Source organism: Verrucosispora sp. TAA-831 (genome assembly GCF_050780145.1).
GTDB lineage: Bacteria > Actinomycetota > Actinomycetes > Mycobacteriales > Micromonosporaceae > Micromonospora.
In genome coordinates this window covers 6,857,716-6,881,409 of sequence record NZ_CP192240.1, presented here as the reverse complement: position 1 = coordinate 6,881,409, position 23,694 = coordinate 6,857,716, and the positions used below count along the sequence as shown (strand labels likewise).

General features: G+C 70.6%; 17 protein-coding genes. 9 read left to right on the top strand and 8 right to left on the bottom strand.

The genetic code is table 11. The annotated features are described in order from the left end of the window. The first annotated feature begins 153 nt into the window (after positions 1-153). Positions 154-1,455, top strand: coding sequence for a hypothetical protein (locus tag ACQVFL_RS30595; RefSeq protein WP_431728177.1), 1,302 nt, complete (start codon positions 154-156; stop codon positions 1,453-1,455). A 53-nt stretch (positions 1,456-1,508) separates the two neighbouring features. Here the strand turns inward: ACQVFL_RS30595 and ACQVFL_RS30590 are convergent, their stop codons facing one another. The 5 genes from ACQVFL_RS30590 to ACQVFL_RS30570 form a co-directional block, all read right to left on the bottom strand. Beyond that, positions 1,509-2,663, bottom strand: a complete 1,155-nt coding sequence (locus ACQVFL_RS30590; RefSeq protein WP_396696441.1) for an acyl-CoA dehydrogenase family protein — start codon at positions 2,661-2,663, stop codon at positions 1,509-1,511. Between the two features lie 82 nt (positions 2,664-2,745). Continuing rightward, positions 2,746-4,278 carry an acyl-CoA carboxylase subunit beta gene (locus tag ACQVFL_RS30585; protein ID WP_396696439.1) on the bottom strand — a complete coding sequence of 511 codons (1,533 nt, stop codon included), beginning with the start codon at positions 4,276-4,278 and terminating at the stop codon, positions 2,746-2,748. 124 nt (positions 4,279-4,402) lie between these two features. Next, a complete protein-coding gene (locus ACQVFL_RS30580; RefSeq protein ID WP_396696437.1) occupies positions 4,403-5,224 on the bottom strand; it encodes an amino acid ABC transporter ATP-binding protein in 822 nt (273 codons plus the stop codon). A gap of 5 nt (positions 5,225-5,229) precedes the next feature. Further along, complete coding sequence (locus ACQVFL_RS30575; protein WP_396696435.1) at positions 5,230-6,024, bottom strand: amino acid ABC transporter permease; 795 nt, start codon at positions 6,022-6,024, stop codon at positions 5,230-5,232. Further along, positions 6,021-6,794, bottom strand: coding sequence for a basic amino acid ABC transporter substrate-binding protein (locus ACQVFL_RS30570; RefSeq protein ID WP_396696433.1), 774 nt, complete (start codon positions 6,792-6,794; stop codon positions 6,021-6,023). The genes ACQVFL_RS30575 and ACQVFL_RS30570 overlap by 4 nt, the downstream gene beginning before the upstream one ends. Before the next feature lie 487 nt (positions 6,795-7,281). Between ACQVFL_RS30570 and ACQVFL_RS30565 the strand changes: the two genes are divergently transcribed. The 8 genes from ACQVFL_RS30565 to ACQVFL_RS30530 all read left to right on the top strand — a co-directional run bounded on the left by ACQVFL_RS30565 (position 7,282) and on the right by ACQVFL_RS30530 (position 20,520). Next, positions 7,282-10,236 (top strand): non-ribosomal peptide synthetase, encoded by a 2,955-nt coding sequence (locus ACQVFL_RS30565; RefSeq protein ID WP_431728176.1) that lies wholly within the window; start codon positions 7,282-7,284, stop codon positions 10,234-10,236. 28 nt (positions 10,237-10,264) lie between these two features. Next, positions 10,265-11,818 (top strand): B12-binding domain-containing radical SAM protein, encoded by a 1,554-nt coding sequence (locus ACQVFL_RS30560; protein ID WP_396696429.1) that lies wholly within the window; start codon positions 10,265-10,267, stop codon positions 11,816-11,818. A 14-nt stretch (positions 11,819-11,832) separates the two neighbouring features. Beyond that, positions 11,833-13,407, top strand: a complete 1,575-nt coding sequence (locus tag ACQVFL_RS30555; protein WP_431728175.1) for a B12-binding domain-containing radical SAM protein — start codon at positions 11,833-11,835, stop codon at positions 13,405-13,407. Between the two features lie 10 nt (positions 13,408-13,417). Continuing rightward, a complete protein-coding gene (locus tag ACQVFL_RS30550; RefSeq protein ID WP_431728174.1) occupies positions 13,418-14,674 on the top strand; it encodes an MFS transporter in 1,257 nt (418 codons plus the stop codon). A gap of 66 nt (positions 14,675-14,740) precedes the next feature. Further along, positions 14,741-16,969, top strand: coding sequence for a GNAT family N-acetyltransferase (locus ACQVFL_RS30545; RefSeq protein WP_431728173.1), 2,229 nt, complete (start codon positions 14,741-14,743; stop codon positions 16,967-16,969). Between the two features lie 60 nt (positions 16,970-17,029). Next, entirely contained in the window at positions 17,030-18,346 is a 1,317-nt protein-coding gene (gene lysA / locus ACQVFL_RS30540; protein WP_396696421.1) for a diaminopimelate decarboxylase, read from the top strand. Further along, positions 18,346-19,533, top strand: coding sequence for a GNAT family N-acetyltransferase (locus ACQVFL_RS30535; protein ID WP_431728172.1), 1,188 nt, complete (start codon positions 18,346-18,348; stop codon positions 19,531-19,533). Before lysA ends, ACQVFL_RS30535 begins: the two co-directional genes overlap by 1 nt. Positions 19,534-19,536: 3 nt before the next feature. Beyond that, entirely contained in the window at positions 19,537-20,520 is a 984-nt protein-coding gene (locus tag ACQVFL_RS30530; protein WP_431728171.1) for an aldo/keto reductase, read from the top strand. Positions 20,521-20,525: 5 nt separating this feature from the next. Here ACQVFL_RS30530 and ACQVFL_RS30525 read toward each other — a convergent pair whose 3' ends face one another. The 3 genes from ACQVFL_RS30525 to ACQVFL_RS30515 form a co-directional block, all read right to left on the bottom strand. Further along, the gene (locus tag ACQVFL_RS30525) at positions 20,526-21,446 is read right to left on the bottom strand and encodes a hydroxymethylglutaryl-CoA lyase (RefSeq protein ID WP_396696415.1); all 921 of its coding nucleotides are present in this window, start codon (positions 21,444-21,446) and stop codon (positions 20,526-20,528) included. Positions 21,447-21,575: 129 nt separating this feature from the next. Next, positions 21,576-22,913, bottom strand: a complete 1,338-nt coding sequence (locus ACQVFL_RS30520) for an acetyl-CoA carboxylase biotin carboxylase subunit (protein WP_431728170.1) — start codon at positions 22,911-22,913, stop codon at positions 21,576-21,578. Between the two features lie 113 nt (positions 22,914-23,026). Beyond that, a complete protein-coding gene (locus tag ACQVFL_RS30515) occupies positions 23,027-23,659 on the bottom strand; it encodes a TetR/AcrR family transcriptional regulator (protein ID WP_396696411.1) in 633 nt (210 codons plus the stop codon). Positions 23,660-23,694 lie beyond the last annotated feature (35 nt).

Sequence of the window (23,694 nt, the reverse complement as noted above, 5' to 3'; positions counted from 1 at the left end):
GGCCACGGACACTACGGGCCACACCCGACACTGGACACGGGATCGTCGGCCACCCGACCCGACCGCGAAGAAACCCGACAGCGGCCGACCGGTCGACAGCACTGGACGATCAGCCATTGATCGGGGTGACCGGCGACGGTCACAATGCCGCCCATGTCCCGCGACAGATTGCCGGGCGACCTCGACACCCGGCAGGCCCGCTGGTTGCTGACCCGGCACGCCGGCCTACTCGGCCGTCAGCCGCAACTCGGCCACCCCAGTGGCATACCGGTGACCCGGCGTACCCACCCGGAACTCGCCGGACTGGTGGCGGAGACCGCCGATCGGCTGGGTACCCCGATGCCCGACCGCGTGCTGCTCACCGGCACCCCGACGGTGGACCTGGCCGTCGCACGCCGACGCCGGCATCTGCTGATCGGCCTCCCACTGCTCGACTGCCTCAACGCGACCGAACTGCGGGCACTGGTCGGCTACCGGCTGGCCCTGCTGCGCCACCGCCACTGCGGTCTGGTCGTCGGCCTGCTGCACCTCTGGACCGAGGCGGTGCGCGCCGAGACGTACGAGGAGGGCCGGGACCTGCGCCGGGTCACCGAGTTCCGGCGTACGCTGGCCGGCTTCGCCGCCGAGGTGCAGCGCGACGCCGACGAGGCCGCCGTGCTCGCGGCCGGCGCCGCTGCGGCGGCACGGGCGTTCGCGCTGGCGGACGCCGCCGCGCAGGGGTACACCGACTTCCTGGAGAGCACGGCGCTGCCCGAGCACCGATGGTGGCGGCTGGCCGAGGTGGGCATCAGCGACGTGGACGACGGGTGGCGGCACCTGCTGCGACACGGGACGCCCGACGTCGAGTGGGGTGAGGACGAGGCGCAGGTGCTCGCCACCCTGCATCCCCGGCTCGCCGACGCGCTGCGTGCCCTCGGCAGGACGCCACCGCCGGTGGTGCCGACCGCCCATCCGGTGCCGGTCGCCCCGCTGTCCGGGCGGGAGCGCCGCCGGCTGGCCCGACGCCTGCTGAACATCCCCTATCCGCGCTACATCCGCTGGCACACCTTCGCCGACTCCCCGCCGCGTTGGTGGCTGCGCCGGGCCGCCGGGGAGGCCGGTTCGGTCCGGGCCGACGTGGCTGCGGTGCTGGGTCGACCGCCCGTCGACGACGTCGAGGCCATCGACGTGATCCGGACCCGCCCCCGGGAGGTGCTGGCCGCCGCCATGCACGTGCCGGTGGGCGAGCTGTCCGACGATCCGGGCGACTGCGAGTGGGACGAACCAGCCGCCGCGTCGGTGTGGCTGGTCGAGGAGAACCTGCTGCGCCGTGGCTGGCGGTTGGCACATCCGTCGGTCCGGGGTGTGCTGATCGGGCCGGCGGGCGAACAGGTCGACGCCCGTGCCCTGATCGCCCGTGCCGAACAGGACGCGGCGGACCGTTCGACCCTGCGTCAGCTTATGACGTCGGGCTGACCCGGCCCCGAGGCGCGCTCACCGCCTCGGGTCGGCCGGACGTCGGAGCGGGCTCACATCCCCAGGTCGCGCGCGATGATCATGCGTTGCACCTCGGACGTGCCCTCGCCGATCTCCAGGATCTTGGAGTCCCGCCAGAACCGGGCCACCGGGTACTCGTTCATGAAGCCGTAGCCGCCGTGGATCTGGGTCGCCTCCCGGGCGTTGTCCACCGCGACGGTGCTGGCGTGCAGCTTGGCGATCGCGGCCTGCCGCTTGAACGGCTCGCCGGCCAGCATCCGCGCCGCCGCGTCGTAGTACGCCAGCCGGGCGGTGTACGCCCGCAGCTCCATGTCGGCGATCTTGAACTGGATCGCCTGGTAGTTGCCGATCGGCTGGCCGAAGGCGTGCCGCTCGGCGGCGTACTTCACCGACTCGTCGACGCAGCCCTGGGCGAGCCCGACGGCCAGCGCGGCGATCGCGATCCGGCCCTCGTCCAGGATGCGCAGGAACTGGGCGAAGCCGCGCCCACGCTCGCCGAGCAGGTTCTCCGCCGGCACCCGGCAGTCGTCGAAGGTCAGCTCGTGGGTGTCCGAGGCGTTCCAGCCGACCTTCGAGTAGCCCGGCGCGACGGTGAAGCCCGGCGTCCCGCTCGGCACGATGATGGTGGAGAGTTCCTTCGCGCCGTCCGGTCGGGTGCCGGTGACGGCGGTGACGGTGACCAGCGCGGTGATGTCGGTACCGGAGTTCGTGATGAACGCCTTCGAACCGTTGATCACCCATTCGCCGGTCGTCTCGTCCAGCACCGCCCGGGTCTCGGTGCCACCGGCGTCCGAGCCGAAGCCCGGCTCGGTGAGTCCGAATCCGGCCAGCGCCTCACCGCTGAGCAGCTTCGGCAGCCACTGCGCCTTCTGCTCGGCGGTGCCGAACCGGTAGATCGGCATCGCACCCAGGGAGACCGCCGCCTCCAGGGTGATCGCCACACTGGAGTCGACCCGGGCGAGTTCCTCCAGGGCCAGGCAGAGCGCGAAGTAGTCACCGCCCATGCCGCCGTACTCCTCGGAGAAGGGCAGGCCGAACAGGCCCATCTTGCCCATCTGCCGGACCACCTCGTACGGGAAGGTGTGCTGCTCGTAGTGCTCGGCGATGACCGGCGCGACCACCTCGCGGGCGAATTCCCGCACGCTCTCGCGCAGCGCCTCGTGCTCCTCGGTGAGCCGGAAGTCCATCGGGTTCCTCCTGTGCGGACGTGCCCGCCGGGCGCTCGTGACGCCGGGGCGGTGCCGGTGCTGACTGGTGCCGGGTGAGCTGTCAGACGGGGGTGACGCCGTGCCGGCGGCGGGAGAAGTGCCGCTCCTTGCTCCGGGCGGCGGTGAACCGGCGGACCAGCTCGGCGCGGAGCTGGTGCGGTTCCACGATCGCGTCGACCACCAGCTCGCTGGCCAGCCGCACGATGTCGATGTCCCGCTCGTACTCCGCCCGCTTCGCGGCGACGAACGCGGCCCGCTCGGCCTCGTCCTCGATCGCGGCGATCTTGTTGGCGTAGACGGCGTTCACTGCGGCCTCGGCCCCCATCACCGCGATCTTCGCGGTGGGCAGGGCGATCGTGGCGTCCGGCTCGAAACCCGGCCCGGCCATGGCGTAGAGCCCGGCCCCGTACGCCTTACGGACCACCACGCAGATCTTGGGTACGGTCGCCTCGGAGATCGCGGTGATCATCTTTGCGCCGTGCCGGATGATGCCCTGCTTCTCCACCGCACTGCCGACCATGAAGCCCGGCACGTCGCTGAGGAACAGCAGCGGCACGTTGAACGCGTCGCAGAGCTGTACGAAGCGGGTCGCCTTGTCGGCCGAGTCGACGAAGAGCACCCCGCCCTTGAACATCGAGTTGTTGCCGACGACGCCGACGACCTCGCCGTCGAGCCGACCGAAGCCGATGGTCAACTCCTTGGCCCAGAGCGCCTGGATCTCGAAGAAGGAGCCGTCGTCGAGCAGACCCTTGACGTACCGCCGCATGTCGAACGCCTGGCGCTCACTCGCCGGCACCAGGGCGGCCAGGTCCGCCTTCTCGGGCGCCTCGACGGCCTCGGCGGCCGGCGGACGCTGCGTCCAGTTGGCCGGCAGGTAGGACAGGTAGCGCTTGACCACGTCGAGCGCCTCGGCCTCGGACTTGCAGAGGAAGTGCCCCACGCCGGACTCGGCACAGTGCACCTTGGCCCCGCCCATCGCCTCCAGCGTGGTCTTCTCGCCGGTGACCATCTCGACCATCCGGTCGGAGCCGAGATACATGCTGGCGTTGCCGTCCACCATCGCGACCACGTCGCAGAACGCCGGGATGTAGGCACCGCCCGCCGCGCTCGGCCCGAACAACGCGCAGACCTGCGGGATCGAGCCGGAGGCGCGAACCTGGTTCCAGAAGATCTTGCCTGCGCCGCGTCGGCCCGGGAACAGGTCGACCTGGTCGGTGATCCGGGCACCGGCCGAGTCGACCAGATAGACCATCGGCACGCCGGTGTCGTACGCCCGCTCGATGGTCCGGATGATCTTCTCGACGGTTCGCGCGCCCCAACTGCCGGCCTTGACCGTCGAGTCGTTGGCCATCAGGCAGACCTGGCGTCCGTCGATGGTGGCGGTGCCGGTGACCACGCCGTCGGCCGGCAGGCCGTCGGCGAGCGCGTTCGCGTAGAGCCCGTCCTCGACGAACGACCCCTCGTCCACCAGCAGTGCGACCCGTTCCCGGGCGAACATCTTGCCCTTGGTCGCGTTCGCCGCGTGGTACTTCTCCGCGCCACCGGACCGGACCCGCTTGCGTAGCTGCTCCAGAGCCTCACCGTCGAACGTCACGCCGCCCCCTCGCCGCCATCCCGACACCGGCACTCCGGCCCGGGCAACCAGCCTGAACGATCGTTAGGCTAACGCATCGGGAACGGCACCGGCGACCTGCCGGTCTCCGGCGCGCGGCGGACCGTCACCGACCGTCGACACCGCCCGACGGTGGCTCCGGTGCCCGGTCGGGTCGGTCCAACTCCGCGACGTGGGTCGGGTCGAGCACCCGGGCGAGGAACGCCCGGGTCCGTTCGTGCCGGGGAGCGCCGAGCACCTCCTGCGGCGGGCCCTGCTCGACCACCACCCCACCGTCCATGAACACCACCCGGTCGGCGACCTCCCGGGCGAACGCCATCTCGTGGGTCACCACCATCATCGTCATACCGTCCTCGGCCAGCTTCCGCATGACGGTGAGCACGTCGCCGACCAACTCCGGGTCGAGGGCGGAGGTCGGCTCGTCGAAGAGCATCAGCTCCGGGTCCATGGACAACGACCGGGCGATCGCCGCCCGCTGCTGCTGCCCACCGCTCAGTTGCGCCGGGAACGCGTCGGCCTTGTCGGTCAGACCGACCCGCGCGAGGTTGCCCCGGGCGATCCGCTCGGCCTCCGCGCGACCGCGTCGCAGCACCCGACGCTGGGCGATGGTGAGGTTGTCCAGCACGGTCAGGTGCGGGAAAAGGTTGAACGACTGGAACACCATGCCGATGCCCCGGCGGACCCTGTCGATCTCGACGTCGGGATCGGTCATCTCGACGTCGCCGACCCAGATCCGGCCGGAGGTCGGTTCCTCCAACAGGTTCACGCACCGCAGCAGAGTCGACTTGCCGGAACCGGACGGCCCGATGACGCAGACGACCTCGCCGTGACCGACCTCGACGTCGATTCCCCGGAGCACCTCCAACGCACCGAACGACTTGTGCAGGTCGCTGATCCGTACGGCGGGCCGGGACCGATCTTTCGACATCCGGATCACCGGGCTTTCGCGTAACGAAGTTCGAGACGCCGCACCAACTGGGACAGCGGCAACGTGATGAGCAGATAGGTGAAGCCGGCGACCAGCAACGGAGTGGCGTTCACCCGGTCGTTGAGCGCGTCCCGACCGAATTTCGTGATCTCGATGGTCTGCGCGGTCACACCGAGCACGTAGGCGAGCGACGAGTCCTTGGTGAGCAGGATGAGTTCGTTCGTCAGCGGCGGGATCACGATCCGGAACGCCTGCGGGATGATGATGGCGCGCATCGCGGTGAAGTGCGACATGCCGAGCGTACGGGCCGCCTCCATCTGCCCCTTGGGAACGGCCTGGATACCGGCGCGAATGGTCTCCGCCATGTACGCCGCCGCCGTCAACCCGAGGCCGATGGCGATCGAGCCGAACACCCCGCCGGGAATCTCCCGCTCCGGAAAGGCGATCGGGATGCCGTACCCGACCAGGAAGAGCACGAGTAGCGCGGGCAGCCCCCGGAACAACTCGATGTACCCGGTCGCCACCCAGCGGTAAGGCGCCACCCGGGACAGCCGCATCAACGCCAGCAGCGTGCCGAACACGAGACCGAAGGCGAACGCGCCCAGGGTGTAGAGAATCGTGTTGCGCAGCGCGACCGTGATGATCGTCGGGAACATCGACTTGATGATGTCGACGCGGAAGAAGGCGTCGGCGAGCCTGCCCCAGTCGGCGCTGCCGATCACCAGCGCGACGACCGCCACGAAGGCCAGGTACTGGAGCCAGAGGGACAGCCGTTCGCGCTGGCGACGACGCAGCTTCACGGGCGTGGGCCGATCCACTTCTCGTAGACCCGGTCGTAGGTGCCGTCCTGCCTGGCCCGGTCGAGCACCTCGTTGATGGTCTTGAGCAGTTCGGGGTTCTCGTCCTTGCGGACCGAGAAGCCGTACTGCTCACCGGTGTCGAACTCGGCCGCCACCTCGAACCCGCCCGGGTTCTCCTTGATGTACTCGGTCCAGACCGGCAGGTCGTTGATGGCCGCCTCGACCTGCCCGTTGGCGAGCGCCTGCTGCTCGGCGGCCAGGTCCTCGAACTCGACGAGTTCGAGACCCTTCTCGGCCGCGAGCCCGCGCGCGTAGTCGCGCCCGGTGGTGGCGGCCTGGACGGCGACCTTCCTGCCGCGCAGATCGTCCAGCGACTTGTACGGCTTACCGGCCTTGACCAGCATCGCCTGGGTCGCGTCGAAATAGGGCGCGGAGAAGTCCATCACCTTCTGCCGTTCCTCGGTGATCGTCATTCCGGCGGCGGCCACGTCACACTTCCCGGTGTTCAGATCCTGGCCGGACTTGATCCCCTCGAACGGCGTGTCGACGATCCGTTGTTCCACGCCGAGTTCCCGGGCGACCAGGTCGATCAGGTCCACGTCGAAGCCGATCACCGCACCGGCCGCGTCCTTGGACTGGAACGGCGGATACGGCAGGTGCGTGCAAACGGTCAGCTTGCCCTTCTCGACCAGCTTGACGCCGCCGGCCTGCACCTCGCTCTTGTCCTCCTTGGCGCATCCCGCCGTCGCGACGAGAGCGACAACCGCCACTACCAGGCAAACCTTTCGGACCGGGCTCTGCACAGTCACACGGTGTCCCTTCGGATCGTCCCGTTGGCCGGAAGCCACGGCCGTGAGAGCGCACGGTACCTGATCCAGATGTCCGCTGACAGACGTCCGAGGACCAGTTTTCCGCCCCATGGGACACAGCGGGCGGAAGGCACATCTCATCGCCATCAGACAATTTCCTCGAAGCCGTCGACCTCCGCTCCGACACCTGCTAAGACGTACAGCCGTCAATGCGTTGACAGGCGAGCGAGAGCGCCGTTAGGGTCCGACCCGGGTCAATGGAGACCTGCCACTCGCGCCCTCGGCAGGCACCGCCGGGAACGCGGAAGCACACCTCGGGGGAGGTGCCCTCAATGGCATCCTCATCTGCGCTTTGACGATTCTCGGAATGGAGCGCGTCCGCCGCGATCCCGCTGAGGTCGGCGCTCTCCTCACAGGACCCACCCGACCACGTCCGCTACACCGGACCGTGGTCGACCTCGTCGACGAAGCCGTACGGCGTCACCCGGACGCCGACGCGGTCGTCCATCCCACCGGCGCGCTGACCTACCGGGACGTCGACCGGCTGGCCGACGTGGTCGCCGCCGACCTGCTCGCCCACGGCGCACGCCGGGGAGACTTCGTCGCCCTGCTGCTCGACGATCGCGTCGAGCAACTCGTCGCGATGCTCGGCACCATGCGTTCGGGCGCCGCCTTCGTGCCGTTCGACCGGGCCTGGCCCGCCCAGCGGCTGCAACGGATGCTGCACGACCTCGCTCCCCGGGCGGTCGTCGGCGCGCCACCGTCGGCCATCGACCGGCCGGTGATCGGCGTACGGACCGACCCGGACGCCGCCGCCGGACCGGCCGTCGCGGCGCGGCCCCGCCCCGACGACCCGATCTACGCGTTCTTCACCAGCGGCTCCACCGGGCTGCCCAAGTGCGCGGTCAACCTGCACCGGGGTCTGGTGAACCGCTTCCTGTCGATGACCGAGCGGTTCGCCGCCGACGGCGCGGTGGTGCTCCAGAACTCCGCACACACCTTCGACTCGTCGATCTGGCAACTGCTCTGGCCGCTGACCCGAGGCGCCACCGTGGTCATCCCGGACCGCACCGGCATCCTCGACTTCGACGCCACGCTGGCGCAGATCCACCGGCACCGGGTCACCATGACCGACTTCGTGCCGAGCATCTTCGACCTGCTCGTCGAACGCCTGCGCAGCCGACCGCAGGACCGGCGCCTGCTGTCGTCGATGCGGCAGGTCTTCATCGGCGGTGAGGCCGCCAAGCCCCCGGCCGTACAGGCGTTCCGGCGGATGTTCCCGGACGTGCGGGTGACCAACACCTACGGACCTACCGAAGCCTCGATCGGCTCGGTGTTCCACGCCGTCGGCGACGACGACCGACAGGTCATCCCGCTCGGCCTGCCGCTGCCGAACACGGCCGTGCTGCTGCTGGACGAGCACGGCGCACCCACCCCGCGCGGCGACGTCGGCCAGATCCACCTGGCGGGCGTGTGTCTCGGCGCGGGCTACCACGGCGACGCGGCCCGCACCCGCCAGGTGTTCGTGCCGAACCGCTACCCCGGGGTCCCCGGCGACCTGCTCTACCGCACCGGGGACTTCGGCTGGGTACGCGACGACGGCCTGCTGATGTTCACCGGCCGGCGCGACGCCCAGGTCCAGATCGCCGGGGTACGCGTCGACCTCGGCGAGATCGAGTGCACCCTCGCCACGCTGCCCGGTCTGCGCCAGGTGAAGGTGCTGGTGGACGAGGCCGGTGCCACCGCCGCCCTGGTCTGCTTCTATTCGGCGGACGGCGAGGTCGGCGAGGAGACGCTGCGCGAGCACGCCCGTGCCGGACTGCCCGGTGAGCTGGTGCCCGGCCGGTTCGTCCGCCTCGACGGCCTGCCGTTGCTCGCCAACGGCAAGGTGGACCAGCAACGCCTGCGCGGGCACCTCGCGGAGGCACCGGCGGGCAACGGCGGGCCCGGTCCGACCTATCCGGCGGGGAGCGTCGAGGCGCGGATCGCCCAGATCTGGGCCCGGGTGCTCGGCTTCGGCGCGTACGACGGGGACTTCTACTGCCTCGGCGGGACCTCGCTCGGTGTCGCCCGACTCGCGGTCGACCTGGAGCGTACGTTCGGAGTGCGGCTCGCCGCCCGCGACCTGGTCCGGGCCTCCACCATCGCGGCCCAGGCGGAACTGGTCCGGGGCGGCCGGTCCCTGCCGGTGCCCACCGCCGTGCCGCCCGAGCTGGCCCGGGACGCCCGGCTCGGCGACCTGGGCACCGCTTCGCCGCGACCGGCCGAGGATCCGGGCGCGATCCTGCTGCTCGGGGCGACCGGTTTCGTCGGCGCACAGGTGCTCGCGGCGCTGGTGGCCCACGGCGACCGGCCGGTGGTCTGCCTGGTCCGGGCGGCCGACGACGAGGCCGCCTCGGATCGGGTGGCCGCCGCGCTGGCCGCGACCGGGACGGCTGCGGTACATCGCTGGTCCGCGCTCGCCGGTGACCTGGCCCGACCGCTCCTCGGTCTTCGCGGTGACGACTGGCGGCGGCTGTGCCACCAGGTCGGCACGATCGTGGACGCGGCGGGCCGGGTGGACACCCTCCGCGACTACCTCGATCTGCGCGACACCAACGTGCACGGCCTGCGGACGCTCGTCGACCTCGCCGGCACGCAGGTCCGCAAGAGGCTGGTCACGCTCTCCACCACGACGGTCCGGAGCACACCCGGTACGCCGTTGGCCGAGTCGTTCCTCGCGCCCACGTCGGCACCGCCGGTCGACGGCTACAGCCAGTCCAAGTGGGTCGCCGAACAGCTCGTCCGGGGTGCCGCCGCGCAGGGCGTACCCGCGACCGTCGTCCGGCTCGGTGAGGTGGCGGCACACTCCCGTACCGGCTCCGCCAACCCGCGCTCGTCGGTGACCATGGTCCTGCGGCTCTGCCTGCGACTCGGCGTACGCCCGTCGACCCGGCTGTGGGTGGACTGGACACCGGTCGACGTGGTGGCCCGGATGGTGGCCGCGCTCGCCGACCCGCAGCGCCGCACGCCCGCCGAGGGTGTGCTGAACGTGGTGGCACCCGCCTCCGTCGCCGTCGCCGACCTGTTGGCCCGGCTACGCGTCGGGGACGGGCCACTGCCGGAGATCAGCTACGACGAGTTCCTCGACCGGGCCGCCGACGCGGTCGGCGACGACGAGGTGGCGCGCTGCCTCGCCGTCCTGCGTCCCCGCGCCGCGGCGGCGACCGAGCCACTGGCCGAGGTGGTCCACGACGCCCTGGTCGGCACCGAGACACCCCAGGCCACCCGGCTGGCGCGGGGACTCGGCCTCGACTGGGGCACCAGCCGGGACAGGGAGATCGACGTGATGATCGACCGTCTCAACCGGACGTACCACGCAGCGGTGGGCCGTCCTCATCTGTCCAGCGGGACAGTTCAGTGAACCGCGACCAACGGGTCCAGGAGACGCCATGAAGGTCAATCTCTACTACGCACCCTACCCCTCGCAGATCTTCCAGGGCGAGAGCGAGCCGATCAACACCGAACGGCCGCACAACCCGAAGAGCGCACTGACCACGATCGCCGCCGGGCTGCGCGCGTACGCGCCGCACTTCGGCTACTCCTGCGACATCGAGATCGTCGATCTCCAGCTCGGCGGGCAGCGGGTGAAGTACAAGTCGCTCCCGTACGGCCCGCGGGTCATGGACTGCTACCGGTACGGCACCCCGTTCGAGGAGGCCGACGAGAAGATCCGCGCGGCGGACGTACACGGCATCACCTGCAACTTCACCAACAGCGCGCAGATCGTGGCCGACCTGGCGCTGCACATCAAGCGGATCAATCCCAAGGCGATCGTGGTGGTGGGCGGGGTCGACTGCACCGCCCGCCCGCAGTACTACCTGGCCCGGGGTGCCGACGCGGTGGTGCGCGGGGAGGGCGAGCTGACCTTCGCGCGGCTGGTGGACGCGGTCTACCACAAGCGGGACCTGTCCACGGTGCCGAACATCTCGCTGCCCGGCCGGCTGATCCCCAGCAAGGTCGACTCCTCCGAGACCGTGCCGATGGACTCGATCGAGCCGATGGCGTTGGACCTCATCCCCGACCTGTCCATCTACGACGACACCGCCGAGGGGCCGCCCCCCGCGGGCGTGCAGGGCAACTTCATCTGCTGGGAGACGTCCCGGGGATGCGCGTGGCGGTGCTCGTTCTGCACCGCGCCGTCGCGGGGCGGTTACCGCTACATGAGCCTGCCGGTCATGGAGAAGCACCTCCGGGTCTTCCAGGAGTACGGCATCAAGACGATCGTCTGGCAGGAGGACAACCCGCTCTCCCGGATCCAGCAGAACGGCGCGGGCCGCTACCTGTACGACTCCGGGCGCGAGGACGTCCTCGCCATGTTCCGGATGTTCCGCGAGTACGGCTTCGCCTGGGAGTTCGCCAACGGCATCGAGTTCGGCAAGTTCATGCAGAACGGCAGCTTCGACCACGAACTCGCGGACGCGCTGCTGGGCAGCGAGACGGTCGACGGTCGCTGGGTCGGCTGCTACCGGGTGCAGATCCCGCTGGACAACATGAACGTCAAGAAGCGCCGGTTCCCCAAGCTGCTCGGCTTCGACGAGCAGGTGAACGTGCTGGCCACCATGCTCACCGACCACGGCGTCGGCCACCAGACGTACGACCTGTTCATCGGCTACCCGGAGCACGACCGCGAGGGCATCGACATCTTCACCGACTACTGCATGCGGTTGAAGGAGGAGCTGACCTCGGTCGGCAAGGGCAGGTACAAGCCGTACTTCAACGTGTTCAACCTGTCGCTGCTGCCGGGTGCCCGCGACTGGGTCACGCTGCGCTCGCTGCTCCAGTTCGACATCGACGAGAACCCCGAGGTGATCGGGATCTTCCTGTCGGCCATCAACACCGACCACTTCACCTACTGGGACATCTACCAGAAGCGTCTCGAAATGACGAACATGCTCAACGACCGCGAGATGCACCGTCTCTACGACGGCATCTACGCGGGTTGACGGGAGGTACGGCCATGCGCGTCACCCTCTTCTACGCCCCGTACCCGGGGCAGTCGTTCCGGGACGAAGGAACCACGATCAGCCCGGTCCGGGTCCGCAACCCCAAGAGCGCTCTCGTCACGTTGGCCGCCGGAACGCGCGCGTACCTGCGGGAGTGGGGTGTCGACGCGGAGTTCCGGATCGTCGACACCCAGGTCGACGCCGGGGAGCCCGAGCACTACGCCTCGTTCGCGTACGGGCCCCGCACCGTCGACTGCATCCGCTACGGCGGCGCCTTCGAGAACTACGCGGACGAGGCCCGGGCCGCCGACGTCATCGGCATCTCGAACAACTTCACCAACTCGGCCCGGGTGGTGGCCGACTTCGCCAAGTTCCTCAAGAAGATCAACCCGAACGCACTGGTCGTGGGCGGCGGGATGGACGTCACCGCCCGGCCCGAGTGGTACCTCGCCAACGGCTTCGACGTGGTGATCCAGCTCGAAGGCGAGCAGACCTTCGCCCGGGTGATCCAGGCCCGGGCCACCGGCAAGCCGATCGAGGAGTCGGTGCTGAGCCGTCGGATCGGCGACGGCCTGGTCATCATGGGCGGCCCCCAGCTCAACCTGGCCGAGCTGCCGCCGATGGCACTCGACCTGATCGACGACCTGTCCGTCTACGACGACACCGGCGAGGGCCAGCCGCCGATGACGGTACGGGCGCCGTTCACCTGCTTCGAGACCTCGCGCGGCTGTTACCGGACGTGCTCGTTCTGTGCGACGCCGATGCGCGGGCACTACCGCTACATGAAGCCGGACGTGGTGCGTCGACACTTCGACTACTTCCGGTCGGTCGGCATCTCGAACATCCTCTTCCAGGAGGACAACACGCTCTCCCGGATCCAGCGGTCCGGCCGGGGCACGCTGCTGCACGACTCCGGCCGTGAGGACACGCTGGAGATCTTCCGGATCGCCCGGGAGTACGAATTCTCCTGGGAGTTCGCCAACGGGCTCGAATTCGGCAAGTTCCTGGACCTCGGCGAGGTGGACCGGGAACTGATGGAGACGCTGTTCTGGAACGACACCAGCGGCGACCGGTGGATCGGTTGCTATCGGGTCCAGATCCCGTTGGAATACCTCGGTGACGAGCCCACCCAGAAGTTCCGTAAGCTGCGTCCGTTCCAGGAGCAGATGCGGATCATCACGTCCATGCTGGACCTGGGCGTCCGATACCTGACGTTCAACATGCTGATCGGGCACGACGACGATGACCAATCGATGATCGACATGTACCTGGACCGGTGCCTCGAACTCAAGGACCGGCTGGTCGAGGCCAGTCCCGAGGCGACCAACTACTTCAACGTGTTCAACCGGACACTGCTGCCCGGCACCGCCGACTTCCGGAAGAAGGCGGACCGGCTCGCCTTCGACATCGAGCAGACCCCGGAGGTGATCAGCGTCTACCTCTCGCCGATGCCGTCCAAGCACCTGTCCTACTACGAGTTGTTCGAGCAGCGGCTCCGGCTCACCGAGGCGCTGAACGGATCGCTGATCGACCAGTACGACGGGATCTACCGGCCGCGTGCCGGTGCCGACGCCGCCCCGGTGGCCTGATTGGACGCCCGTGTCGCTGGTTGACGCCGTCGGGCGGTACGTCGAACTCTGGCGTACCCCCGGCGTACCCCGGGTGATGCTGCCCGCGATGCTCGCCCGACTGCCGGTGGCGATCGAACCACTCGCGATCTTCCTGCACGTCAGTGAGAAGACCGGGTCCTACTCGGCCGGTGCGACCGCGCTCGCCCTCTTCTCCGGCGGCCTGGCGGTCGCCTGGCCGGTGCACGGGCGACTGATCGACCGCCACGGGCTGCGTCGGGTGCTGCCGGTGCTGGCCATGCTGCACGCGGTGGCACTGGTCGGGTTCGTCGCCGCGAACCAGGGGCCCGGCTGGATGCTGATCTCGTCCGTGGTGCCGGTGGCGCTCACCATGGCGCCGGTCGGCTCGACCGTCCGGGCGGCCTGGGCGCTGATCCTGCCGCCCGGGCCGAAGCTGAACACCGCCAACGCCCTGGAAGCGGTGCTGATCGAGGTGTTCTTCGTGATCGGGCCGGCGGCGACCGGCCTGTTCACCAGCGTCTTCAGCGCGTTGGCCACCACTCTGCTGGCCGGCGGCATGCTGGTGGTCGGCTCGCTGCTCTACGGCAGCGCCCCGGCCGTCGCCACGCTGCGCAAGCCGGGCGAGGCGGCGGAGGCCGAGGCGACGACCGGCGACGGTCCCGGGCGCACCCGGCGGCCGTGGCGGATCCCGGGCGTGGTGGCGATCCTGGTCGCCGCCGGTGCCGCCGCAGCCGCCTTCGCCGTCCTGGAGGTCGCGGTGCCGGCCACCGTGTCGGCGCACGGCAGCACGGCCGCGACCGGGGTGGCGCTGCTGTCGCTGCCCCCGGCCGCGAGCGTCCTCGGCGGGCTGGTCTGGGGGGCGCGACAGCACACCCGCCGAGCGGTGAACCGCTACCTGGTGCTGCTGGCGGTGGCGTTGGCCTGCATGATCCCGCTGGTCTTCGCCACCTCGATCCCGGTGCTCGCGGTCTGCCTCTTCCTCGCCGGCCTGCCGTTGGCGGCGCTCAGCGCCGAGGAGTTCGGGCTGCTCGGCCAACTGGTGCCCAAGACGGTGATCAACGAGTCGTTCGCTCTGGCCGCGACGATGATGGCGGTCGGCAGTGCGGCGGGCACCCTGCTGGCCGGCGCGGTCCTGGGCTGGTTCGGCCCCGCCGAGGCGCGTCTGCTGTCCCCGGTGGCCGCGCTCGTCGCACTCGCGGCCGTCTTGTGGGTGCGGGATACGCTGAGTCGCGTCGATGCCCCGGTCAGTGTCGGCAGCGCATCGTGACCGGCTGAGTCACCAGTCGCCGGGCACCACCGGGCCGGGATCCGCAGCAGCAGCGAGGGGGGACGCGTGTCCGGTTTCGGGGGGAGCGACTACTACGGCGTCCGCAGGTGGGAGATGTCCACCGAGGAGGCGCTCGACCGGGCCTGGGTCGGTGTCGACGACGTCGACCTGGTGATCGTCACCGATCCGGCCCGGGACCGGTGGGCGGATCTGACGGCGTCGGGTTTCCGACTCAAGCCACGCTGGGTGACCTGGGGGCGGCGTACGCCGGAGCGGACGGCGGACTTCCTGGCCGCCCTGCCGAAGGCGGAACGGCAGAACGTCCGCCACGCGCTGCGGTACGTCGAGTCGGCGGGGCTCGACGTCGAGGTGCACGACCGGATCGACCCGGTCCTGTTCGACGAGTTCCTCGACGTCTACGACGCGCAGATCGCCACCATGCCGTACGGCCTGCCCGCCGCACACGCGGTCACCGCCACCGAGGCCGGGCTCGCCGACTTCGTACTCGTCACCGCCCGGTCCGCCGGTGAACTGGTCGGCGCGGTGATGTGCCGGGTCACGCCCGAGGCGCTGCGGGTGGCCTTCTCGGCCGCCCGGCCACAGGCCCGACGAGGGATGATCAGCCGCGCGCTCTACGTGGCCGCGTTCGAGGAGAGCGCCCGGCGCGGACTCCCGTGGATCTCGCTCGGCACCGACCCGACCCTGTACGGCCACATCGCGCAGGCGGGGCTGTTCAGCTTCAAGAGCCGCCTCGGGTTCGTACCGGTCCCGCTGCACCACCTCGACCCGGACGACGACGGCTGCGACGAGGCCGAGTTGGTGCTGCGTACCGACCGGCTCGCCGACCCGGTGCTGAGCCTCTGCTACGCCCGACCGCCCGACCGGGCGGCCACCTGGACGGACCCGCTGCCGATGCGGCTGGACGTGCTGAGTCCCGCCGTCGGGCTGGACCTGCGTCCGTACCGGGCGTCGTTCGTGACCGAGGTGGTCGCGGCACCCCCGCACGGAGTCCCCGGCCACAGCGTCGACACGACCACCGCCGACACCGACGAGACCATCGTGATCGTCGACCCGTTCTCCACCGGCGCGCTCCTGGCACCCGAGTTCGCCCGGCACGGTCGGCGCTGCGTCGCCGTCCTCACCGGCACGATCAACGAGCGCTACGCCGCCGGGCTGCGCCGGGAGCAGTTCGTCGACGTGCTGACCGCGTCCGGCGAGGGTCCGGCGGCCCTCCGGCAGCTCGCCGACCGGCTCGTACCGCTGCGGCCGGGCCACGTGATCCCGGGCTGCGAGTGGGGCGTCGACCTGGCCGACGACCTCGCCGCCGAGCTGGGGCTGCCGGGCAACTCCCGGACCGATGACCGGCCCCGGCGGCAGAAGCCGGCGATGATGGCCGCCGCCGCCCGCGCCGGCCTGCGGGTGCCGCTGGGCACCCAGGTCCGCAGCATCGAGGAACTCGACGAGTGGCTGGCCGCGACGCGGGTGCTCCCGGTCGTGGTCAAGCCCGCCGCCAGCGCCGGTTCCGAAGGGGTGCACTTCTGCGCGGACGGCGCCGAGGCCCGGTCGGCGGCGGGCAAACTGCTCGGCTCGGCCAACGCGATGGCCCAGGTCAACGACTCGCTGCTGGTGCAGGAGCAGTTGGTCGGCCAGCAGTACTTCGTCAACAGCGTGAGCCTCGACGGCCGGCACCACGTCCACGAGATCTGGCGCGACGACCGGATCTTCGTCGACGGGCGGCCGGTGTACGACCGGCAGGTCCTGCTGGACGGCGCGGGCGAGATCCAGGACCGGGTGCAGATCTTCGTCGAGCGGGTCCTGGACGCGCTCGGCGTGCACGACGGGCCAGCGCACACCGAACTCTTCGTCGACGACCGGGGGCCGGTGCTGATCGAGTCCGGTGCTCGCCTCGAAGGGGGCGTCACGCCGGACGGGCCGAGGCAGGCGACCGGGGAGAGCCAGCTCTCGCTGACCGTGGAGCGGTACGCCGCTCCTGAGCGCTTCCGTCGCCGTCTCGGCACCGGCTACCGCCGCCACCGCGCCCTCATGGTGGTCTGCCTGGTGGCCCCGTACGACGGTCTGATCGCCGACGGTGCCGCCGACCGCCTGGCCGAGCTTCCCTCGGTGTTGTGCGGGTCGGCGTTGAACCTGCTGCCGGACACGCCGGTGCACCGGACCGTCGACCTGTTCACCTCGCCCGGCCACCTCTATCTGATCGCCGACGATCCGAGCCGTCTGGAGGAGGATTACCAGCGCATTCGTGCCCTCGAACAGGACGCTCTCTACAAGCACAGGTAGGGGCCGATCTTCGTTGAGTGGACGGATATCCTGTGCGCTGATCTCCTGAATGAGGAACAGATGGACGAGTTCACCTATCGCGACGGCACGCTGCACTGTGAAGGGGTCCCGCTGACCTCGGTGGCCGAGCGTTTCGGCACACCCACCTACGTCTATTCGGCGAGCACCCTGATCGACCACTACCGTCGCTTCGCGAAGGCGTTCGACGCGGTCAACCCGCTGGTCTGTTTCTCGGCGAAGGCGCTGAGCAACGTGCACCTGCTCCGCCTGCTCGGTCGGGAGGGCGCCGGTGTCGACGCGGTCAGCGGCGGCGAACTGCACCGGGCGATGCTGGCGGGCGTAGACCCGGAGCGCACCGTGCTCGCCGGGGTCGGCAAGTCGGAGGCGGAGCTGCGCGAGGCGGTCGTCCGCAACATCCGCTGCATCAACGTCGAGTCCGAGGCCGAGGTCGAGCTGCTGTCCCGGATCGCCCGCCAGGAGGGCAAGCGTCCCCGGCTGGCGATCCGCGTCAACCCGGACGTGGCACCGGACGACCGGACCCCGGCACGGACGACCACCGGGACCCGGGGCGGCAAGTTCGGCGTGGACATCGACCGCGCCGGGGCGCTGTTCACGAAGGCCGCCACCGACGAGGCGCTGCGCATCGAGGGCTTCCACGTCCACCTGGGCAGCCCGATCTTCGACCCGCAGGTGTACGCCACCGCCCTCGATCGGCTGCTGGCCCTGGTGGCCCAGCTCGAACAGGCCGGGCACCGCATCACCACGCTCAACCTGGGCGGTGGTTTCCCCGCCGAGTACGTCGACCGCACCGCGCCGAGCTGGGACGACTTCGCCGAGGCGATCATCCCCCGGCTGACCGGGTTCGCCCGGCTCGGCGGTCAGGTCATCTTCGAGCCGGGTCGGACGATCGCCGCCAACGCCGGTGTGCTGGTCAGCACCGTCCGCTACCTCAAGCAGGCCGGTGAGCGGCAGCTCGTGGTGCTCGACGCGGGCATGACGCACCTGGCCCGGGCGGCGATGTACGACAGTTACCACTTCATGTGGCCGGTCCAGCCCCCGGCGGACGCCACGCCGGTCTCCCGGGACGTCTCCGGCCTGGCCGGGCTGACCTCGTACGACGTGGTGGGCCCGATCTGCGAGTCCAGCGACTACCTGGCGCGGGGTCGCTCGCTGCCCGAGCTGGAGCCCGGCGCGCACTTCGCGATCTTCACCGCCGGGGCGTACGGCATGACGATGACCAGCAACTACAACAGCCAGCAGCGGCCCGCCGAGGTGCTGGTGCACGGCGACCAGGTGACGTTGATCCGCCGCCGGGAGACCTACGACGACCTGGTGGCTCTGGAACTGTTCGACGACGGCGTCAGCCAGGGGAGTTGATGGACGACCTGTCGGTCACCACCCGACGTTCGGTCACCGAGATCGGCGAGGACGTGTGGAACGGTCTCGCCGCCGGTGACGGCTTCTACCTCGGCTACCCGTGGGTGGCCTGGTCGGAGACCGACAGGTCGTTCGACACCACCTACCTCGTCGTGCAGGACGCGGCGGGCACCACGCTGGCGGCGGTGGCCACCTACCTGTGGCACGGCGCGAGCGTGCCGTCGATGAACCTGGCCTACAGCCCGAGCCACATGGCCGAGGAGAACCTCGGGCGGTCGCTGTCGCCCGAGGAGCACGCGGCGTTCCTGCCGGTGCTGCTGGTGGGTTCGCGGGCCGGCTACCACGGTGCGGTGGCGATCGCCGACGATCTCACCGCCGACCGGCGCGACGCCGTGCTGACCGCCCTCTTCACCGAGGTCGAGGCGTTGGCGGCGCGGCTCGGCGCGGCCAGCGTCGCGCTGCTCTACACCCCGGTGGCGAACGTCGAGGCGTACCTCGCCGCCTGGACGCGGGCGGTCGGCCCGGACGGTCCGCCGCCGGTGGCCGCGCCGCTGTCCGCCGAGGCGGTGCTGCCGGTGCACGTCGGCGAGGGCTCCGCCGCGACGGCCGGACGCCGCGAGTGGCGGCGGGAACGCCGCCGGTACGAGGCCGCCGTGGACCGGGTCGAGACGGTGCCGCTCTCCGCCTGCGTGGACGTGATCGCCCCGCTGCTCGGCGCGACGCAACGCAAGTACGGCGGCCCGGACACGGACGCCGACATGCACGCCTACTTCGCCTCGCAGGTGCCGTCGCTCGACGCGTACAGCCACGTGCTCCTGGAGTACACGGGCGACACCGTGGTCGGGTTCAGCCTCAACTACCTGTGGCCCGACGGGGTGTACGTCCGCGCCGCCGGGTTCGCCGAGGGGGCCGCGCCCTACTCGTACTTCAACCTCAGCGTGTACCGACCACGGGAGCTGGCGGCGGAGCGCGGCCTGGGCCTGGTCCACCTCGGCGCCGGCACGTACGGCGCCAAGCGCGCCCGGGGCGCCGAACCGCGCTGGACGGCCGGTCTGGTCCGGCCGCCGGTCGGTGTATCCGCCGAGATCGTGCGTTCCTTCGCGTCGCCCGGCTCCGACCATCAGCAGGCGGTACGCGTGTGGGGCGACGACACACCCCCTCAACCCCCTCGGGCACCGGAGAGGTGACACATGCGCTACCGCAGGTTCGGCCGACTGTGCTGGCAGGTCAGTGAGGTCTCGTACGGCATGTGGGGCGTCGGCGGTGGTCTGCACGGTTGGACCGGCGTCGAGGACGACGAGAAGGTCGCGGCCCTCCAGCGCGCCGTGGACCTGGGCTGCAACTTCTTCGACACCGCCTGGGTGTACGGGCGCGGGCACAGCGAACGGGTGCTGGGCGAGCTGGTACGCGCCAACCCGGACACCCGGCTGTACGTCGCCACCAAGGTGCCGCCGAAGGACATGCGCTGGCCGTCGACCCGTGAGTCCACCCTGGACGACGTCTTCCCGCCCGAGCACATCGAGGAGTACGTCCACACGAGTCTCGGCAACCTCGGCCTGGACGCCATCGACCTGTTGCAGTTGCACGTCTGGGAGGACTCCTGGGCGGACGACCCGCGCTGGCAGCGAACCCTCACCGGGTTGCGTGAGCAGGGCCTGATCGGCGGCATCGGCGTCTCGGTCAACCGCTGGGAGTCCTGGAACGGCGTCCGCGCGTTGGCCACCGGGCTGGTCGACGCGGTCCAGGTGATCTACAACATCTTCGACCAGGCGCCCGAGGACGACCTCTTCCCGGCGGCGGCGGAACACGACGTGGCGGTCATCGCCCGGGTGCCGTTCGACGAGGGCACCCTGACCGGCACGTTGACGACGGAGACGACCTGGCCGGACGGAGACTGGCGCAACTCGTACTTCGTGCCGGAGAACCTCGCCGCGAGTGTCGCGCGGGCCGAGGAGTTGCGCGGGGACCTGCCGAGCGGGATGCCGATGCCGGAGGCGGCGCTGCGGTTCATCCTCGCCGAACCTCGGGTCGCCACCGTCATCCCCGGCATGCGCCGGGTCACTCACGTCGAGCGCAACCTCGCGGTCAGCGACGGGCAGCAGCTCGACCCGGCGCTGCTGGAGACCCTGCGCGGGCACCGGTGGTCACGCCAACCGACCTGGTGGTCCCAGTAGCCGGGTCAGGTCGGGGACGGGGTCAGCCGGGTACGCGGACCGGCGCGCAGCACCCCGGAGGGCAGGCGTCGACCGGTCAGTTCCTCGGCCAGCTCGGCCACCTCGATCAGGGCGTCCAGGTCGATGCCGGTGTCGACGCCCATGTCGTGCAGCATGTGCACCGCCTCCTCGGTGGCCAGGTTGCCGCTGGCGCCGGGCGCGTAGGGGCAGCCACCCAGGCCACCCACGCTGGCGTCGAACTCCGTCACACCCAGTTCCAGGGCGGTCAGCAGGTTGGCCAACGCCGTACCCCGGGTGTTGTGGAAGTGCAGCAGCACCGGCACGTCCGCGTCGCGGTCGCGTACGGCGGTGACGAGGTCACGGACCCGTCGGGGCGTACCCATGCCGGTGGTGTCGCCGAACGCGACGCGGTCGGCGCCGTCGCGGACCACGCGGTCGACGATGGCGGCGACGCGGGCCGGGTCGACGTCCCCCTCGTAGGGGCAACCGAAGCTGGTCGCGATGATCACCTCGGCGGTGGCTCCGGCCTGGTGCAGCAGGTCGATCAGCTCGGCGATGTCGTCCAACGACTCGTCGGTGCCCCGGTTGACGTTGCGGCGGTTGTGCGTGTCGCTGGCCGAGACGACCACCTCGATCTCGGTGAAGCCGGCGGCCAGGGCGCGCTGCGCGCCTCGGGTGTTCGGCACCAGCGCCGAGTAGCGGACCCCGTCGACCTTCGCCGCCCGCTGCCACACCTCGTCGGCGTCGGCCATCTGCGGGATCGCCCGGGGGTGCACGAACGACACCGCCTCGATCCGCCGTACGCCGGTGCGGGAGAGTGCGTCGAGCAGGCGTACCTTGGCCTCGGTCGGGATCGGCTCCTCGTTCTGTAGCCCGTCTCGCGGCCCGACCTCGCGGATCGACACGGACGTCGGCAGCTCCGCCATCTCGGCATCACCTCACTGTGACACTCACCTGTCGCTGACCACCCAAGCATGTCACGTCGGGCGGTGATCGCCACGGTCCCGAGGTGCCCGCCCCGGGCGTCGCGGCGGGCACCTCGGGACCTGGCGGGGTCAGCGCATCCGGGAGACGATGCCGGTGTCGTAGTCGCCGGAGACGAACTCCGGGTTCTCCAGCAACTCGGCGAAGAACGGCAGGTTGTTCTTGGGACCGGCCAGCGCGAATCCGGCCACCGCCGCACGGGCCCGGTCGATCGCCTCGGCACGGGTGGGCGCGTCGACCACGAGCTTGGCCATCAGGCTGTCGTAGAACGGGGTCACGGTGTTGCCGGCGACGTAGCCGGAGTCGACGCGTACTCCGGCACCGGTCGGCTCCACCCAGGTCTGCACCACTCCCGGGCCGGGCAGAAAGCGCTTCGGGTCCTCGGCGTTGATCCGCAGCTCGATGGCGTGCCCGCGCGGCGTCAACGCGTCCGGGTCGAAGGTCGGCGTCAACCCGGCGGCCACCCGGAGCTGCTCCTCGACCAGGTCCAGGCCGTAGACCAGCTCGGTGACCGGGTGCTCCACCTGAAGCCGGGTGTTCATCTCCAGGAAGAAGAATTCTTCGGAGGTGGGGTCGAGCAGACACTCCACCGTGCCCGCGTTGCGGTACGTGACCGCCTCACCGGCCCGGACCGCCGCCGCCAACAGGCGGGTACGCAGTTCCGGCGAGACCGCCGGTGACGGCGACTCCTCGACCAGCTTCTGGTTGCGGCGCTGCACCGAGCACTCGCGCTCGCCCAACGCCACCACCCGGCCGTCGGCCAGCCCGAGGATCTGCACCTCGACATGACGTACCCGGGGGAAGTAGCGCTCGATCAGCACCGAGCCGTCGCCGAACATCCGCTCGGCGAACGCGCGCACCTTGTCGTACTCGCTGTCCAGCGCGGCCTCGTCGACGGCGACGCCCATGCCCATGCCGCCACCGCCCGCGGCGGCCTTCACCATCACCGGGTAGCCGATCTCGGCCGCCGCGGCGCGCGCCGCCGGCAGGTCCGCCGCCGGTTCGGTGGTGCCGGGTGCCACCGGCACACCGGCCGCAGTCATCAGGTTCCGCGCATTGATCTTGTCGCCCATCGCGCTGATCGCGTCCGCGTCGGGTCCGACCCAGATCAGACCGGCCGCCTCGACCGCACGGGCGAAGTCGGCGTTCTCCGACAGGAAGCCGTAGCCGGGGTGGATCGCCTGCGCACCGGTCGACTCGGCGGCGGCCAGGATCGCTTCGGCGTTGCGGTAGCTCTGCGCCGGGTTGGCCGGTCCGACACAGATCGCCTGGTCGGCTTCGGTGACGAACGGCAGGTCGGTGTCGGCCTCCGAGTGCACCGTGATCGCGCGTACCCCGAGCCGCTTGGCGGTACGGATGATCCGGCGGGCTATCTCACCTCGGTTGGCGACCAGCAACGACTCGATCATGCTTCCTCCGCGTTCCATTTTGTGGGACGCGGGCAAGCCAACCACGGCAGCCTGCATGTAAGGAAGGGTCCCCTGCTAACGCCTGCGGTATAGCAGGGGACCCTTCCTAACACTCAAGCTGCCGGCGGGTCGGTCGGGGCGAGCAGGGCGGCCAGGGTCGCGGCACGCAGCAGTTCGGCCCGACGTCGACGGTCGACCTCGCCACCGAGGAACGGCGTGGAGTTCATCAGACCGAAGGCGGCGTGCGCCAACACCCGTGCCTCGCCCGCCGGCAGGCCCGGGTGCAGCGCGGTCAGCACGATGACCCACTCCTCGACATAGAGGCGCTGGAGTCGCCGGATACGCCGCCGTGGCTCCTCGGGCAACCGGTCCAGCTCGTGCAGGTGCAACGCGATGACGGCCGGGTTGGCCAACGCGAAGTCGACGTGGAAGTCGATCAGCGACTCCAGGACCGCCCGCGGGTCGCCGGGATGCGCGGCGGACCGCTGCCGACCGCCCTCCAGCAAGCCCTCACTCACCGGCACGAGCGCGGCGACCAGCATCGCCTCCTTGCCGGCGAAGTGGTGGTAAAGCGCCGGGCCGGTCACCCCGGCGGCGGCGCCGATGTCGTCCATCGACACGCCGTGGTAGCCGCGGGAGGCGAACAGCCCCACCGCGATCTCCAGAATCTCGTCCTTGCGGGACCGGCGCCGCCCCGACCCCGTGGCCCCGCTGCTCCCGCCCCGGGCCTGCTGCTCCACCGTCACCGGGTCAGCGTAGACCCACCGGGAAAGAGACGGGG